Annotated in this window: 16 protein-coding genes; 8 read left to right on the forward strand and 8 right to left on the reverse strand. The window is 72.4% G+C overall.

Annotated features, from left to right (window positions below; genetic code table 11):
- Positions 1 to 79 precede the first annotated feature (79 nt).
- Positions 80 to 751, forward strand: a complete 672-nt coding sequence (locus AB0399_RS16840; RefSeq protein WP_329373603.1) for a response regulator transcription factor — start codon at positions 80 to 82, stop codon at positions 749 to 751.
- 73 nt (positions 752 to 824) lie between these two features.
- On the opposite strand, the gene AB0399_RS16845 is transcribed toward AB0399_RS16840, so the two are convergent.
- The gene (locus AB0399_RS16845; RefSeq protein ID WP_366411809.1) at positions 825 to 1,166 is read right to left on the reverse strand and encodes a multidrug efflux SMR transporter; all 342 of its coding nucleotides are present in this window, start codon (positions 1,164 to 1,166) and stop codon (positions 825 to 827) included.
- The gene (locus AB0399_RS16850) at positions 1,167 to 1,481 is read right to left on the reverse strand and encodes an SMR family transporter (RefSeq protein WP_366411810.1); all 315 of its coding nucleotides are present in this window, start codon (positions 1,479 to 1,481) and stop codon (positions 1,167 to 1,169) included.
- A gap of 95 nt (positions 1,482 to 1,576) precedes the next feature.
- Here AB0399_RS16850 and AB0399_RS16855 point away from each other — a divergent pair, with 95 nt between their 5' ends.
- A complete protein-coding gene (locus tag AB0399_RS16855; protein ID WP_366411811.1) occupies positions 1,577 to 2,143 on the forward strand; it encodes a TetR family transcriptional regulator C-terminal domain-containing protein in 567 nt (188 codons plus the stop codon).
- A 91-nt stretch (positions 2,144 to 2,234) separates the two neighbouring features.
- Here AB0399_RS16855 and AB0399_RS16860 read toward each other — a convergent pair whose 3' ends face one another.
- The 4 genes from AB0399_RS16860 to AB0399_RS16875 all read right to left on the reverse strand — a co-directional run bounded on the left by AB0399_RS16860 (position 2,235) and on the right by AB0399_RS16875 (position 6,593).
- Positions 2,235 to 2,864 carry a helix-turn-helix domain-containing protein gene (locus tag AB0399_RS16860; protein ID WP_366411812.1) on the reverse strand — a complete coding sequence of 210 codons (630 nt, stop codon included), beginning with the start codon at positions 2,862 to 2,864 and terminating at the stop codon, positions 2,235 to 2,237.
- Between the two features lie 143 nt (positions 2,865 to 3,007).
- Complete coding sequence (locus AB0399_RS16865) at positions 3,008 to 4,471, reverse strand: MFS transporter (protein WP_366411813.1); 1,464 nt, start codon at positions 4,469 to 4,471, stop codon at positions 3,008 to 3,010.
- Between the two features lie 227 nt (positions 4,472 to 4,698).
- Positions 4,699 to 5,505 carry a DUF6215 domain-containing protein gene (locus AB0399_RS16870; RefSeq protein WP_366411814.1) on the reverse strand — a complete coding sequence of 269 codons (807 nt, stop codon included), beginning with the start codon at positions 5,503 to 5,505 and terminating at the stop codon, positions 4,699 to 4,701.
- A gap of 53 nt (positions 5,506 to 5,558) precedes the next feature.
- The gene (locus AB0399_RS16875) at positions 5,559 to 6,593 is read right to left on the reverse strand and encodes a helix-turn-helix domain-containing protein (protein ID WP_366411815.1); all 1,035 of its coding nucleotides are present in this window, start codon (positions 6,591 to 6,593) and stop codon (positions 5,559 to 5,561) included.
- A gap of 301 nt (positions 6,594 to 6,894) precedes the next feature.
- Between AB0399_RS16875 and AB0399_RS16880 the strand changes: the two genes are divergently transcribed.
- The 6 genes from AB0399_RS16880 to AB0399_RS16905 all read left to right on the forward strand — a co-directional run bounded on the left by AB0399_RS16880 (position 6,895) and on the right by AB0399_RS16905 (position 11,970).
- Positions 6,895 to 7,776, forward strand: coding sequence for a GNAT family N-acetyltransferase (locus AB0399_RS16880; RefSeq protein WP_366411816.1), 882 nt, complete (start codon positions 6,895 to 6,897; stop codon positions 7,774 to 7,776).
- Between the two features lie 194 nt (positions 7,777 to 7,970).
- Positions 7,971 to 8,462, forward strand: a complete 492-nt coding sequence (locus AB0399_RS16885; protein WP_366411837.1) for a YfbM family protein — start codon at positions 7,971 to 7,973, stop codon at positions 8,460 to 8,462.
- A 197-nt stretch (positions 8,463 to 8,659) separates the two neighbouring features.
- Positions 8,660 to 9,004, forward strand: coding sequence for a hypothetical protein (locus AB0399_RS16890; protein WP_366411817.1), 345 nt, complete (start codon positions 8,660 to 8,662; stop codon positions 9,002 to 9,004).
- 111 nt (positions 9,005 to 9,115) lie between these two features.
- Complete coding sequence (locus tag AB0399_RS16895) at positions 9,116 to 9,826, forward strand: DUF4232 domain-containing protein (RefSeq protein WP_366411818.1); 711 nt, start codon at positions 9,116 to 9,118, stop codon at positions 9,824 to 9,826.
- Positions 9,827 to 9,944: 118 nt separating this feature from the next.
- On the forward strand, positions 9,945 to 10,784 hold the full coding sequence (locus AB0399_RS16900) for a GH25 family lysozyme (RefSeq protein WP_329361490.1): 840 nt from the start codon (positions 9,945 to 9,947) through the stop codon (positions 10,782 to 10,784).
- 151 nt (positions 10,785 to 10,935) lie between these two features.
- Positions 10,936 to 11,970: a PHP domain-containing protein gene (locus tag AB0399_RS16905; protein ID WP_366411819.1), complete on the forward strand. Its 1,035-nt coding sequence runs from the start codon at positions 10,936 to 10,938 to the stop codon at positions 11,968 to 11,970.
- A 340-nt stretch (positions 11,971 to 12,310) separates the two neighbouring features.
- Here AB0399_RS16905 and AB0399_RS16910 read toward each other — a convergent pair whose 3' ends face one another.
- Positions 12,311 to 13,054, reverse strand: a complete 744-nt coding sequence (locus AB0399_RS16910; protein ID WP_366411820.1) for a 3-keto-5-aminohexanoate cleavage protein — start codon at positions 13,052 to 13,054, stop codon at positions 12,311 to 12,313.
- Positions 13,055 to 13,119: 65 nt separating this feature from the next.
- A complete protein-coding gene (locus AB0399_RS16915) occupies positions 13,120 to 15,246 on the reverse strand; it encodes a cellulose binding domain-containing protein (protein ID WP_366411821.1) in 2,127 nt (708 codons plus the stop codon).
- Positions 15,247 to 15,388 lie beyond the last annotated feature (142 nt).

The raw sequence follows: 15,388 nt of genomic DNA on the forward strand, positions 1-15,388 counted from the left end.
TGACGGGGCGGCCACGGACCGGGCGGACGCTGACGGCGCGGGCGCGGCCGGGGTCCCCGCGGGGGGCCCGGCGCCCCGGGTGGTGATCGCCGACGACCAGGAACTCGTGCGTACCGGCTTCCGGCTGATCCTGACCGCGCGCGGCATCGACGTGGTCGGCGAGGCCGGGGACGGCGCCGAGGCGGTCGACGCGGTGCGGCGGCTGCGGCCCGACGTGGCCCTGCTGGACGTCCGGATGCCCGTCATGGACGGCCTCGAAGCCGCCCGCCTGGTGCTCGCGCACGTCCCCGAGTGCCGGGTGATCATGCTGACCACCTTCGACCTCGACCGCTACGTCTACGCGGCCCTCGCCGCCGGCGCCGGCGGTTTCCTCCTCAAGGACGTCACCCCCGCGCACCTGGCCGCCGCCGTGCACCTGGTCCGTACCGGGGACGCCCTGCTCGCGCCCTCCATCACCCGCCGCCTGGTGGAGCGCTTCGCCGCGGGCGCCGCACAACCCGCCGAGCCCGCGCCCGCCTCGGCCGCCGCCCGTGATCTCGCCGCCCTCACACCGCGCGAGCGTGAGGTCCTCGCCCTCGTCGGCCGCGGTCTGTCCAACGCGGAACTCGCCCGCCACCTCACGCTCAGCGAGGCCACCGTGAAGACCCACGTTACCCGTATCTTCACCAAGCTCGCCCTGCGCGACCGCGCCCAAGCGGTCGTCGTCGCCTACGAGACCGGGCTCGTCGCGCCCGGCGACCCGGCGCCGTGACGCGTTGACCCGCGACGCACTGACCCGTGACGCGCTGACCCGCGCTCGGCGAAGGACGCGGCGGGCGGGGGACTCACGCGGAGCCGGCGTCACCGGAGTGCGGCTTGGCCAGTTTGAGCCCCACGATGCAGCCGATGATGCCGGTGAGGAAGAGCAGCTTCAGGCCGCTGACGGTCTCGTGGCCGGTGGCCATGGACCAGAGGACGGTGCCGGCGGCGCCGGACCCGCTCCAGACCGCGTAGGTGACGCTGATCGGGATGTGCTTCACCACGTAGGACAGGGCGGTCAGGCTGATGGCCAGGGTGGCGAAGAAGACCAGGGTCGGCAGGGCCTCGGTGAAGCCGTCGCTGGCGCCCAGCGCCGTGGCCCAGACGGCCTCCAGCAGCGAGCTGCAGAACAGGACGAGCCAGGGCACTCAGCTCACCGCCCTCAGTCCGACGACGCAGCCGATCAGGCCGGCCAGCAGTGCCGCCCGCAGGGAGGTGAGCCGGTCCTGGCCGCGGGCGGCGGCCACCAGTGCGGTCAGCACGGCACCGATGCCGACCCAGACGGAATAGGCGGTGCCGACGGGCAGCGTCTTCATGGCGAAGGCCAGCCCGCCCATGCTGAGGGCCATCGCGGCCACGACCGCGACGGTCGGCCAAAGGCGCCGGAACCCTTGCGTCGCGCCGAGTGCGCTGGCCCAGACGGCCTCCATCACCCCCGACGCGATCAGGACGATCCACGTCACGTCGCTCCTCGCAATCGTTCGCGCAGTCGTTCTCGTACGACTGTACCGAAACCAGGTATAGCACAGTTCCCGTACGACTGTGCGACCATGGCGCCATGCCCCGCGTGCTCGACGCCGAAGAACGCAACCGCCTGGTCTCCGAGGCGGCCTGGCGCGTCCTGGTGCGCGACGGCATCCAGGCGCTGTCGGTGCGCAGGATCGCCGCGGAGGCCGGGCTGCCGCCCAGCTCGCTGCGCTACACCTTCCCGACCCAGTCGAGCGTGCGGATCGGCGCGTACGAGATGGTCGCGGAGCGCCTGATGGCCCGCGTCGCGGCGATCTCCCCCGACGACGACCGGTGGGCCAGGCTGGTGCTGCTGGAACTCCTGCCGCTGGACGCGCAGCGCCGGCTGGAGATGGAGGTCTGTCTCGCGTTCGGCACCGCGGCGATGACGGACCCGGAGTTGCGCCACACCTTCCGGAGCGTGCACCGGGACGAACGCGCGCTGTGCGAGCGGGTGGTGCGGTCCGTGCGGGTGGCCGCCGCCGACGTCCCCGTCGAGGCCGAGCGGCTGCACGCGCTGGTCGACGGTCTGGCGCTGCACCTCGTCCGGCAGGACCCGGAGGAGGACACCGGTTGGGCGGTGCGGGTCCTCGACGCTCACCTGGCGCGGCTCGGCTGACCGTCCGGCGTCCGGCGTCCGGGGGGCCGTTCACGCGGCCGCTCCCGTGACCGTTCTCCGGGGCGGGAGCGCGGGTCGGGCCGCGGGAGGGTCAGGACGTACTGCGGCTGATGCGCACCAGATCGGCGGTGCTGACGGGGGGCCTGTCGCTCGGCGGGCCGGCGGACCTCAGCCCGGCCAGGTGAATGTCCAGGTGGCGCTTCCAGGCGTGCGGAGCCACCGACCCGGTCGTCTCGATGATGCCCCGGAGCGCCCAGGCGGTCGCCAGGACGTCGCCGAGGCTGATGTCGGGGCCGATGTGCCCGTGTTCCTGCGCCTGCCGACGGAGTTCGTCGATCAGCCGGCGCAACCGGTCGGCGCCGCGCTCGATGCCGGCGCGGCCGACGAGTTCGCGGGCGTAGCCGCGGTGGTCGCTGTAGGACTGCCCGAGCACGCGCAGGAAGTGCTCCAGCCCGGTGCCGTCGCCGCGTGCCAGCGCCTTCGTGGCGGCCTCGTCGAGTTCGCCGAGGATGAGGTGCACCAACTCGTCGACGAGCGCTTCCTTGTTGGGGAAGCGGCGGTACACCGTGCCGACGCCGACTCCCGCACGCGACGCGATGAGTTCCATGGTCGCGTCCGTACCGAACTCGGAGAGGACCTCGCGGGCGGCCTCGACGATCAACTGGTGGTTGCGCGCGGCGTCCCGGCGCATCGGCCGGCCGGTGTCGTCCCGTACCGCCATGCTCACCACTTCCTTCACGGGTCCACGTGCCCGGGCCGAAGCCTACGGCGCCGGGCTGTGGGCCGGGCCCGGACGGGGACGACCGACGGCCGCCCCGATCCGGACCCGCCGGCGTCGCCGGGCCCGCGCTCCATGAGGTCCGGTCACTCCGACTTGTCGCCGACGACCGTCCCGCCCGCCACCATGGCCAACTCGCCGTGCTCCGGCTCGTCGTTCGCGCCCGCGCGGCGCCGCGCGGAGGGGATGAGGGTCGCCGCGAGCGTCGCGATGACCAGGGCGCCGGCCAGCATGGCGAACCCGTGGGTGTAGCCGGCCTCCTTGGGCAGGCCGCCGGCACCGGTGTCGGCGGTGACGATGCTGGCCATCAAGGCGGCGCCGATCGAGCCGCCGATGGTGCGGATGTTGGCGTTCATGCCGCTGGCGACGCCGGTCTGCTCCGGCGGCACCGCGTTGACGATCAGGCTGGACATGGCCGCGAAGGCCAGGCCGAAGCCGATGCCCATGACGCCGGTGGCGACGAAGATCTCCCACCTGTCCTGGTGGGCGAAGGCGAGGATGGCCATCGAGGCGACGCCGACCAGGCAGCCGATCACGACGACGGCCTTGCCGCCGATCAGCCGGGCGAGCCGGCCGGACCACATGCCGACGAAGAACATCGTGACGGTCGAGGGGAGCAGCATCAGACCCGACGCGGTGATGCTCGCGCCGAATCCGTAGCCGGCGCTCGACGGGGTCTGGACGAACTCCGGCAGGAACGCGAAGACCGCGTACATCCCGACGCCGATCAGCAGGGCGACCAGGTTGTTGGTCCACACCGCGGTACGCCGCATCATGCCCATGTCGATCAGCGGCGACGCCGAGCGCTGCTCCACCATGACCCAGGCGACCGCGAGCACGGCGGCGGCGACGATCAGCCCGATCACCTTGGCCGAGCCCCAGCCCCAGTCCGGTGCCTCGCTGAGCGCGACCAGCAGGGCCACCAGCCACGCCGACAGCAGAATGCCGGGCAGCCAGCTGATCCTGCCTTCCGTGCGCACCGGCGACTCCGGCACGAAGAAGTGGGCCGCCACCGCCGCGGCGACGGTGAGGATCATCGGCAGCCAGAACAGCCAGTGGTAGTCAAGGGCGTTGACGATCGGGCCGGCCAGCACGATGCCCAGGCCCGCGCCGACCGCGCTGAGCGAGGCGATCGCCCCGACCGCGCCGTTCAGCTTCTCCTTGGGGAACTCGTCGCGGATGATCCCGAACGCCAGCGGGAGCACGCCGCCGCCGATGCCCTGGATGACCCGGGCGATGATCATCACCGTCACGTTGGTGGCGAGCGCGGCCAGCAGCGATCCCACGGACAGGGCGACCAGGGTCGCCACGAACACGCGCTCCTTGCCGATCATGTCGCCGATGCGACCCATGATCGGCGTGAATATCGACGCCGAGAGCAGATACGCCGTCAGCACCCAGGTGACGGTGTTCTGGCTCGTGTGCAGGTCCACCGCGATCACGCCCAGCACCGGTGTCACCAGCGACTGGAGCAGCGCGTACGCGGCGACGGCCGCCGCCAGCACCGCGAATGTGACCTGATGATGTGTACGCCGCTCCGTCGTGGCCATAGAGCTCCCTCGGTTCCCGTTCCGTAAGCGGAATACTCATTCCGATCCTAGGAGGGTAGCGGATGAGGAATGGAGATTCCGCTTCGGGGTGGGGGTGTGGAGGCGCAACGGGATGAGAGGTGCGTCACAACGGAGCGGACTCGGGCGCAGCGGACGAAGAGCGCCTGGAGGTTGCCCTCCAGACGCTGCGTCGGCACGACCGGGCGCGGAGCACGCGCCCGCGGCTTTCAGCCCTCGGTGGTCCACCCCGGGATGGTGGGCAGCACCTTCTGCGCGACGCTCAGCAGCGCCGCGTCGTCCGCCGCCCCGCCGTCCGTGCGCCACAGGGTGAACTCGAACGAGCCGCCGCTGTCCTTCGCGTCCAGGGCGACGGCGAGGGAACGCGCCGGGACGCCGGGGCGGCTGTCGGAGTCGCTCCCGTCGAGCCGGAAGCTGATGCTGAGGGTGCGGTCCGCGTACAGGACCGCGGTGCGGCCCAGCACCGTCTGCCGCCGCGCGTCGTCGCCGGCCCCGAGCAGGGACGCGTACTCGGTCACCGGCATACGGTCGTAACTGGCCGCCAGGTTCACGGTGTAGGTGCTGAACTCCACGCGGGCCGAGGGCGTGGCGGTCTTGTGGCCGCCGGGAGACGTGAAGGCGCCGTCGCTGCCGCTCGCGGACTTCGCCGTCTCGCCCGGAGTGCCCAGGAGGTCGGCGAGGTCGGGACGGTTCAGCGCCTCGCACAGTTGCAGCCCGGATGCCTGTCGGGGCGCCTTCGCCGGCTTCTTCGCGCCACCGTTCGCGCTGCCCTTCGCGCCGTCCTTGGCGCGGTCCGTGGCGCGGTCCGTGGCGCCCTCCTCCGCGGCCCCCGTCGACGCCGTCGCGGAACGCCCGCCCGAGCAGGTGGCCGGCGGCGACGCGCTCTCGCCGTGCGACGACGACGTCCTCTGAACGGTCCACAGACCGACCGCGAGCACCCCCACCAGTACCACGGCCGTCACGGCCTGCCCCCACGCGCTCGCGCCCTTCGCGGGCGCGCCCTTCTCGTCCGTCATATCCCCCACCTGCGACGATCTCCCCATACGTGCTCGGGGACCCTACTTCGTGATCATCGGGCGCACAAGGCGCGGTACTCGCTGGGCGACATTCCCGTGGCGGCGCGGAAGGCGCGGGTGAAGTCGGAGGGCCGCGGGTATCCCCAGCGTGCCCCGATCGCGCCGATGGGGACCGCGCGTTGGGCGGGGTCGGCCAGATCCCGGCGGCAGCGGGCGAGGCGCTGCCGACGGATGACGTCGCCGACGGTGCTGCCGTGCAGCTGGAAGATGCGGTGCAGATAGCGCGTGGAGATGAAGTGCGCCGCGGCGAGGGCGCCCGGCGTGAGCCCCGGATCGTGCAGGTGGGCGGTGATGAAGTCGCTGATCCGCTCGAACAGTTCGCGCTGCCGCGACTCGGCCGGAAGCAGCGCCGGCCGGTCCGCGTGGTGGGCCAGCAGGGCCGCCGTGAGATCGAGCGCGGTGCTGCCGAGCCGCGCGCCGTCCGGATACGTGAGATCGGCGTGCGCGTCGGCGAGCCCGGTCAGCATCTGGCAGAGCAGCCGCCCGACGCCCGTTCGCCCCGGAAGCGCGTGTCCGCACAGCGGCGCGACGGCCCGCTCCGGCAGCGGCAGAAGGCGCCGGGGGAACTGCAGCAGCAGCACCCTGGCCCCCGCCGGGTCCGGGCCCGCGGTGGCGCTGAACGGACGTGAACTGTCGTACAGCAGCAGGTCGTCGGGGCCGAGTGCGGCGTACGCCCGGGCCTGTTCGATGCTCTGCTGTCCGGCGAGGGTCAGCGCGAGCTGGTACTGCTCGGGGTCGCACTGCCGGATGAGCCGCGGGGTGCGCCGGGAGTTCAGCGGCGAGTACGACATCACCGACAGTTGCACCGGTCCGAGGGCCATGGTCCGGATGCGGGCGCTGATCCGGTCGGGCGAGAGGAAGTCGATACGGGTGGCCATGAGGGCCTGCTGCGTGGTCTCCACCCAGGCCGCCGCCCGGTCGGAGGGTGGGAGGTGGGTGGTGTCCAGCACGGTGGTGAGCATGACGTTCCCTGGGTGGTGCCGTCTGATCGAGCCGATGTGACGGAGGGTCGCCCGTCCACCGGCCATGTATCCGATCATCGCCGGTGGGTGGCGGCCCCGAACAGTGTGGAGTGCGCCAAGTCGCGTGCGCCGCACGCTCACGCGCTTCCCGGTCCGGCGGACCGTTAACCACTTGCCGGGGGCCGGGGGAGCGGTTAGGTTCGCCCGGCCGTCCATGTCGTTCCGGGGTCCTTCCGGGGTCCTTCCGGGGTCCTTCCGGACCGGCACCGTCGTGACCAGGAGGTGTGGAGCCCATGCGCAGGAGTGACCAGCAGGTGAGTCCGCGTACCGACCGTTCCCACCTCCTCACACTCACGACGGAGACACCTTGTCGTTTCACATCACCGCACTGACCGACCCCGCGCAGGGGTCGCACAGCCGACGTCTCGCCTGGCTGGCGTCCGACGCCGACTCCATCCCCGTCGGCACGGCCTTCCTGCGGCTGTTCACCGATCCCGGGCAGCAGCACCTGGCCGAACTGACCCTCGGCGTCCACCCCGTGGAGCGGCGCGCGGGCGTCGGTTCGCGGCTCCTGGAGACCGCCGTGGCCGCCGCCCGGGACGACGCCAGACGCTGCGTGATCGCGCAGGCCGAGGCCGGGTCACCCGGCGAGCGGTTCCTGCCGGCCCGCGGCTTCCGCAAGGTCCTGACCCTGCGCTTCGCCCGGCTGCCGCTGGCCGACGTGGACGACGCCGCCCTCGCCGCGGTCGTCGCGCACCCGCACCCCGGCTACCGGCTGGCGTCGTGGCACGGCACCGTCCCCGACCACCTCGCCCCGACCTTCGCCGCCTCACGCCGGGCCATGGACGACATGCCCATGGACGACACCGACTACGGCACCATGACCTGGGACGTGGACCGGGTGCGGGCCGTGGCGAAGGCCGTCGCGGACCGCGGCGACCACCTGCACACCGTCGTCGCCCTCGACACCCGCGACGACTCGATCGCCGGCTTCACCGAACTCGTCGTCCCCGGCGGTGGATCGGGTGACGGGCAGCACTACGGCACCGCGGTGCTGCCCGAGCACCGCGGGCACGGCCTCGGCCGCTGGATGAAGGCCGAGTCGATCCGCCAGGCCCGCGCGGAACACCCCGACCTCGGCGGCCTCCTGACCGACACCGCCGACAGCAACACCCCCATGAGACGCGTCAACGACAGCCTCGGCTACACGCCCACCCACACGACCCTCCAGTACCAGCTCGACCTGTAGGAAGCCCCCCAGCAACAACCGGCCGGTCCGGACGAGCCCCCTCGTCCGGCCCGGCCGCCCGCCGCCGCGACGGCCCTCAACTCCGCCGACGGGGGCCGTACACCCGGCCGGAGAGCCGAGCCACCGTCGGACGACTACGACCGTGCCTGCGAGATCGCCGTGTCAGTGGTGCCTCGTACGCTGCGCTGGTGAGCATGAATGGTGAGTACCTGCGTGTGACACCGGCCGAGCTGGCCAGGGCGGTCACGGACCCGGACTGGGCGTTCGAGTACGCCATGGAGATCATGGAGACCGACGGCAGCAGTGCCGTCGCTCCCTCGGACGCGCGGCAGCTGACCACCCACAAGGCGTTCGCCGCCATCGCATTCCTCCTCCAACGCGCGAGCTTTCCCGTCGACATCGTTCATGGCGAACAGGCACTCACCAGCGAGGACTGGGGCTACGGGCCGGCCAGGTACCTGGACGCGGACCGGGTCAAGCTCGCGGCCGGCGCCCTGGCCGACCTGTCCTTCGAGGACTTGAGCCGGGACGTTGACCCCGAGCAGATGACGGCCGCGCAGATCTACCCGCTCCTCTGGGATGAGCCCGGTGCCCTGGAATGGGTGCGCGGTTGGTTCGACCCGCTGGCCCCGTTCTTCGGCGCCGCTGCCCAAGCAGGCGAGGCCATGCTGGTCTGGCTCGACTGAGTTCCCGCAGCTCCGCCTCGGCAGAGGTCCCTGCCGACCGCAGGTCGGCCTGATGGACCTGCTCTTCCTTGCTCCGCACGAGGTGTGCAAACTGCCCCGCCGTGAGCGGGACATAGCGCGCCACATTGACGCGCACAGCAGGGTCGGCAAGGCAACGCTCCCTCCACTCGGGCGGGACGCCTGGCCGCCGGTGCTGGGTGGCGGCCGCACGGACCTGCGGATCGGCTGCCGTCGCCATACGTCAGCAGAGCCTCGACAACAGCGTCCTCCAGCCGCCCGCGACGCAGCGATATCCCGTGTCGACCGGCCTCGTGTGCGGCCAGTCGTCCCAGCACGTCCTGAGGGGCCGTTGGGTTCCGCCCCAGCCCGGGCAACTGGGGGTGATCGAGGCTTGCCATGCGCTCAACCTGGTCGGGCTGCCGCGCGCCGGCCTTCGGGAAAAGCCGGAGCCGGTCGCGGTCGATGGGGGAAAGCTGCGGAGCGGGTGGACGCTCGGATCGGCGGGTACGCCCGTACGGCTGGCCGTCTGGTTCGACAACTGACGTCGCACGGACGGGGGGCGGGGTTCGAACGGGGCGTACAGGATGTGCGGATACGGCAACAATTCGGGGCGGCGGTGATTCGAAGGGGCGCGGGGCGAGAACCGGGTAGGTATGCGTACCACGTCATCGCAGAGCCGAAGGAAGGCCGCCGGACGGCACCCCCTGGCGCGTACGGCCCCGTTCGCCGCGGCGGCCGTCGCGATGCTGGCGCTCGGCGCGGCCGGGTGCGGCAACAGCGGCAAGGTGTCGGACACGTCCGCGCGGTCGACGTCGCCGGCGGCGAGCCCGGCGGGCGGTTCCGGTGCCGCGGCCCCGAGCGGCAGCGCGGCGCCCGGGTCGACCGCGACGGCGGGGACGGTCGCACCGCGGTCCGCCGTACCGGGGTCGTCCGCGCCGCAGTCCACGGCCGCGCGGCCCGAGGTGGCCGGCAGCCGATGCGCCGTCACCGACCTGACGATGCGGCTCGGCCGCGGCGACCCGGGTGCGGGCCAGATGTACTATCCCCTGCGATTCACGAACACCTCCTCGCGCACCTGCGTCCTCGACGGCTTCCCGGGGGTGTCGCTGATCCGCGGCGACGGCAGCACGATAGGGAAGCCCGCCGGCCGGGAGGGGCCGCGGGGCGCCGCGGTCGGCCTCAAGCCGGGCGCGAGTGTCGAGGCGGACCTGCACACGCTCAACCAGGGGGTCAACGGTGACAGTTGCTGGCGCAGACCGACCCTGCTCAAGGCGTACCCGCCCGGGTCGAAGGACGCCATGACCCTGGCCACGGGTGATCCCGTGGTCTGCGGCGGCACGTTCGACGTGGGGAGCGTCCACTGAGCCGGAGCACCGGGTAAACCGCCCGCACCCACCCGTAACCCCACCCACCCGTACCCGTGACCCTACGAGAACCCACGGACGAACCACCGCACAGCACCACGTGAGTGAAAGGCCGCCCATGACCGTCAAGGGCATCGACGTCGCGTCCTACCAGTCCAGCACCTACAGCACCTCCGGCCTCGGCTTCGTCATGGTCAAGGCCACCGAGGGCACCAGCTACGTCAACCCCAAGCACGCCGCGCAGGTCGCCCACGCCCGGGCCGCGGGCGTGGCCGTCGGCCACTACCACTTCGCCCGGCCCGGCAGCATGGCCACGCAGGTCACCTACTTCCTCCAGCACGCCGGGGTGAAAGCCGGTGACATCCTCGCCATGGACTGGGAGGACACGGGCGTGTCGGGAGCGGACAAGGACGCTTTCATCAAGGCGCTGCAGAAGGCGTCGGCCGCCCACCGGGTGCTGCTCTACTGCAACCTCGACTTCTGGCTGCACCGCGACACCACCTCCTTCTGCGGCGACGGCCTGTGGATCGCCGACCCCGGCGCGGCCGCCGGCCACCCGCGGGTGGAGCACGCCTGGACCATCCACCAGTACAGCTCGACCGACGGCATGGACCGCAACGTCGCCCACTTCGCCGACGCCGCCGCGCTCACCACCTGGGCCGCGAAGAGCACGTCGGGCGGCGCCCCGAGCTACGAGGCGTTCCCGGGCGCGGCCTGGTTCACCGCCGGCCGCAAGTCCCCGATCGTGGCCGCGATGCACGCCCGCCTGGTCGCGGTCGGCTGCGACCACTACAAGAGCACCGCGAACAAGGACGTCATCGGCTCCGGCGACATCGCCTCCTACGAGGCATGGCAGCGCAAGTACAGCACCGACCACCACAAGGGCTGGACCGGCGCCGCCCTCAAGTGGCCTCCCGGCAAGGAGAGTTGGGACGCCCTGCACGTACCGAAGGCGTGACCCGCACCCCGGCGCTGCCCGCCCGGCCGATACGGGCCCGCGCCCCCGGCAGAGGTACGGGCGCCCGGCAGAGGTACGGGCGCCGCGGCCGAGCGGGTGACGCCCACCCGCTCGGCCGTTAGCCGCGGCGCCGGACGGGAACAGCGCCACCATGGAGCCCATCGAGGCACTCGACCGGATCGCCTTCCTGCTGGAACGCGCCCTCGCACCCGCCTACCGGGTCCGGGCGTTCCGCAACGCCGCCGACGTCGTCGCCGCACTCCCGCCCGCCGAGGTCCACCAGCGCGCCCGCACCGGCCGGCTCACCGACCTCAAGGGCATCGGCAAGACCACCGCCACGGTCATCGCCGAGGCGTGCGCCGGCCGCACCCCCGCCTACCTCGCCGACCTCGAACGCGACCAGTCCGCGCCCCCCGCCGACGGCGCCGGCCGGTCACTGCGCGCCGCGCTGCGCGGCGACTGCCACGTGCACTCCGACTGGTCCGACGGCGGCAGCCCGATCGAGGCGATGGCCCGCACCGCCCGCGACCTCGGCCACTCCTGGATGGTGCTCACCGACCACAGCCCCCGCCTCAAGGTCGCCCGCGGCCTCACCGCCGACCGGCTGCTCCGGCAACTCGACGTCGTCGCCGAGATCAACGAACGCCTCGCGCCCTTCCGGCTGCTGACCGGCATCGAGTGCGACATCCTCTCCGACGGCGGCCTCGACCAGCGCGACGACCTCCTCGACCGCCTCGACCTGGTCGTCGCCTCCGCCCACTCCGAACTCCGCATGCCCGCACCCCTCTTCACCCGCCGCCTGATCGCCGCGGTGACCAACCCCCTCGTCGACGTCCTCGGCCACTGCACCAACCGGCTGATCGGCGAGGCCAAACAACGCCCCGAGTCCACCTTCGACGCCGAAGCCGTCTTCGCCGCCTGCGCCCAGTCCGGCACCGCCGTCGAGATCAACAGCAGCCCCCACCGCCTCGACCCAGCCCCCCACCTCCTCACCCTCGCCCGCGACCTCGGCACCCTCTTCTCCATCGACAGCGACGCCCACGCCCCCGGCCAACTCGACTGGCAGATCAACGGCTGCGCCCGCGCCGAATCCGCCGCCATCCCCCCACCCCGCATCCTCACCACCTGGACCGCCCCCCAACTCCTCACCTGGACCACCACCCGCACACCCCCCACGGCCCCCTGACCCCAGGCCCCCCTCCGCACAAACCACCCCCAGGCCACCCACCGCCCAGACCACCCCCCCAAGCCGCCCACCGCCCAGACCACCCCGGCCCGGGGCCCCACCCTGCCGAACCCCCCCCACCCCCACCCCCACCCCCGGCCCCCTCACCCCGGTGCGCCACCCTGGAGCCGCGGGAGAGACGGAAGCCGGGGCGCAGGGGGCGGGGTTCGAGACGTTCGTATATTTGTGGCGCGAGGAAGAATGATCAGGCAACGAAACCCCCCGCAGGCGCCGTAAATATGCAGTCTCGAACCCCGCCACCGGAGCCCCGGCGAACCTCACCGCCCACCGTCGCCGAACCTCACCGCGCCGCCCCCGCCACCTCCTCAAGCGCAGCCCGCACCAGCACCCCATTACCCTCCGCCACCCTCCCATCCGGCAACACCAACGTGTCCTCCACCCCGATCCGCACATCCAGCCCCCTCCCCGCCGCCACCCTCAACACCGGCCACGCCCCACCCTCCTCCCCATGCAGCAACAGCACCCCCCTCCCCACCCGATCCAGCCCACCCAACCCCGCCAACTCCCGCAGCAACTCCTCCGCCACCCCCACCGCTCGCTCCGGATCATGCTCGACCACCTCCCCCAGAACCCGCACCACCCGCCCCACCCCCGGCCACCCCCGCAACCTGACCGCCGCATCCGTCCCGGAGTACACCCCCGCCTCCACCCCGATCCCCACCGACAGCAACGCGTCAGCGACGACCTCCGCCCCCTCCTCGTGCCAGTTCACCGACGCGTGATCCGGCAGCACCGACCAGGACCGCACCAGCGCGGCCCGCCGCTCGGGGTCCGGCTCGGTCCACTCCCCGGTGGTGACGCCGATCGGAACGCCGGGCGCCGACGCCCGCACCGCCGCGACCGCGGCGTCCACACTCACCGCCGCCATCGTGTCCGCCCCCTTCTCGTCCTTGGGATGGATATGGATCGAGCGGGCGCCGAGGGAGACGGCCTCCGCGGCCGCGTCGCCGAGCTGCTGGGGCGTCACCGGCAGCCACTCGCACTCGGATCGGTCTCTGGCGCCGTTCAGGCATACCTGGAGCATGGCGTGATCATCCCAGACGCTCGGCCGCGCCGGCCGGATGCCGCACGGCACCACATGACGGCGGCTCAGGTGGTCGTGCAGACCGTGCCGTTCAAGGTGAAGACGGTAGGCGGCGGATACGCGCCGCTGTTCGCCCCGGTGAACCCGAAGTCCGCCGAGTTGCCGCCGTTCGCGGCGAGCGTGGCGTTCCAGTCCACCGGTGTGGCCACCACCGTACGCCCGGACTGGCTCAGCTCGGCGTTCCAGAACCCGGTGACCGACTCGTCCGCGCCACTCGGGAAGGTGAACGCCAGCGTCCACCCGGTGATCGGTGCGGGTCCGGTGTTCGTGACGTTGACGTCCGCGTTGAAGCCGTTGCCCCAGCCGCCGGTGAGCCGGTACGACACCCGGCAGGTCGAGTCCGCCGGGGTCCCGGTGCGTACCGTCACCGGGTCCGAGGGCCGTGACAGCCGCCCGGCGGCGTCCCGGGCGAGCACGTTCCAGGTGGAGGTGGTGCCGGGCGTCAGGTTGGCCACGGTGGCGGAGGTGCCGGTGGAGGTGGCCAGGAGCTCGCTGGTGGCGCCGTCGGAGCGGTAGACCTCGTACCGGTCGGCGGTCCCGCCCGCCGAGGGGGTCCAGGAGACGGTGGCCGTGGTGGAGCCGGCCGCCGTCACCTTCGGGGCGCCCGGTGCGGACAGCGCCGACGCGCTGCCGGCGGCGGCGCGCAGCGTCAGCGTGGTGACCGAATACGGCGGCAGCGTCGCGGAGTTCGGGTCGCCGGTGGTCGAGGTGTCGATGGAGTCGGCCTCGTCGCGGTAGAGCGCGACGCTCGCGGACGCCGGGTCCGGGGTGAACCCGGCGTAGTGGAGGGCGACGTGCTGGGAGTTCGACGGGTCCTTGTTGATGAGCAGCACGCTCAGCGAGCCGTCCGCGCGGTGCACGGCGTGCGCGGACACCAGCGCGCTCGTGGTGCCCGCGCCCACCAACTGGTCGCCGGGCCGCCCGAGTTCGCTGAGCATCTTGATCGCGTAGTAGGTCGGGAACGGCGTGTTGAGCGCGGGCTCGCACACGTCCCCGACGCAGGTGCCGCTGGACAGGATGCCGTAGTCGTCGAAGTCCGTCGCGCCGTCGGGCGCGGTGCTGATCGCCTGCGGGCCGTTGTGGGTGTCCCACCAGTCCACCGTGAACACCCCGCTCTCCAGGGCGGTCAGATAGGTGTCGGCGCCGAACAGGGCGTCCGGCTGGGTGTCCTCGTCGACGTCGGAGTTCACCTCGGTCAGCGCGATCGGCAGTGCGCCCGCCCCGGCCTGGTCCAACTGGTCCTTCAGCTGGGCCAGTTCACCGGTCAGCTGGGTCGGTTCGCCGAGCATCGTGGCGGCGTCGGAACCGCCCGGGTACCAGTGCACGATCACGAAGTCGGCGTGGCCGGCGATGAGCGGGATCACCGTGTGGTTCCAGTCCGCGCTCTCCCCGGCGGCCATCACGCCGTCCGGCCAGTTGCCCGGCAGCGTCAGCACCGCGCCGACCTTCACCGACGGGTCCACCGCCTTCATCGCCGACGCGTACTGGGCCACGCTGTCCGCGTACGCCGTCGGCGAGGTGTCGGCGTGGTCGTCGGTCTCCCAGCCGGAGCCGTAATGCCCGTTGCCGTAGACCTCGTTGCCGACCTCCCAGTACTTGTCGCCGTACCCCTTGGTGACGTTGGCGTACTTCACCCAGTCCGCCGCCTCCTGCGGGGTGCCCGAGCCGTAGTTCGCGATCAGCATCGGCTGCGCGCCGATCTTCTTCACGGTGCCCATGAACGCGTCGAAGTCCGTGCCCGGCGCCACGTATCCGCCCGGCGCGGAGTTGTCCTGCCAGTGGTACATGTCGCCGTAGGAGCCGCCGGGATAGCGCAGCATCCCGACGTTCGCGGCCTGGAGCAGGTCCTGCACCTGGGGGACGTTCATCTGGTCGTCCCACACCGCGCTGTTGAGCCCGTACGCGGTGCCGGGGATGGTGCCGAACCCTTCGTCGGCGTTCACGGTCACGTCGACGGGGGAGGAGGCCGCGGGGTCGGGGGAGCCGGCCGTGCCGGTGGCCGCGGAGGTGGCGGCACCGGCCGTGGCGCCGCCGGCCAGGAGCGCGGCGCCGAGCGCGGTGGCCGACGCCATCGCGGCGAGCCGGCGCCGCCAGGGCGCGGTGGACAGGTGTCTGCGGACGAGGACAGGCACGGGGTTCTCACCTTCGGGAGGCGGGACGTGGGGGGCGTGCGGGTCTGCCGGTACGGTATGTGGGAGCGCTCCCATATTTGGCCCGGTGCGCCGCCCGTGTCAATGCTCACGACGTCCGAGCGGGTCAACTGCGTTGTGTGCA

Source organism: Streptomyces sp. NPDC088194 (assembly GCF_040702025.1).
Taxonomy (GTDB): domain Bacteria; phylum Actinomycetota; class Actinomycetes; order Streptomycetales; family Streptomycetaceae; genus Actinacidiphila.

What these genes read in the sequence shown, in the direction of transcription:
- AB0399_RS16895 (WP_366411818.1), top strand. Translation starts at nt 9,116, where the DNA reads ATGCGTACCACGTCATCGCAGAGCCGAAGGAAGGCCGCCGGACGGCAC.
- AB0399_RS16905 (WP_366411819.1), top strand. Translation starts at nt 10,936, where the DNA reads ATGGAGCCCATCGAGGCACTCGACCGGATCGCCTTCCTGCTGGAACGC.
- AB0399_RS16865 (WP_366411813.1), bottom strand. Translation starts at nt 4,471, where the DNA reads ATGGCCACGACGGAGCGGCGTACACATCATCAGGTCACATTCGCGGTG.
- AB0399_RS16860 (WP_366411812.1), bottom strand. Translation starts at nt 2,864, where the DNA reads ATGGCGGTACGGGACGACACCGGCCGGCCGATGCGCCGGGACGCCGCG.
- AB0399_RS16910 (WP_366411820.1), bottom strand. Translation starts at nt 13,054, where the DNA reads ATGCTCCAGGTATGCCTGAACGGCGCCAGAGACCGATCCGAGTGCGAG.
- AB0399_RS16870 (WP_366411814.1), bottom strand. Translation starts at nt 5,505, where the DNA reads ATGACGGACGAGAAGGGCGCGCCCGCGAAGGGCGCGAGCGCGTGGGGG.
- AB0399_RS16885 (WP_366411837.1), top strand. Translation starts at nt 7,971, where the DNA reads ATGAATGGTGAGTACCTGCGTGTGACACCGGCCGAGCTGGCCAGGGCG.
- AB0399_RS16900 (WP_329361490.1), top strand. Translation starts at nt 9,945, where the DNA reads ATGACCGTCAAGGGCATCGACGTCGCGTCCTACCAGTCCAGCACCTAC.
- AB0399_RS16875 (WP_366411815.1), bottom strand. Translation starts at nt 6,593, where the DNA reads ATGGCCGGTGGACGGGCGACCCTCCGTCACATCGGCTCGATCAGACGG.
- AB0399_RS16855 (WP_366411811.1), top strand. Translation starts at nt 1,577, where the DNA reads ATGCCCCGCGTGCTCGACGCCGAAGAACGCAACCGCCTGGTCTCCGAG.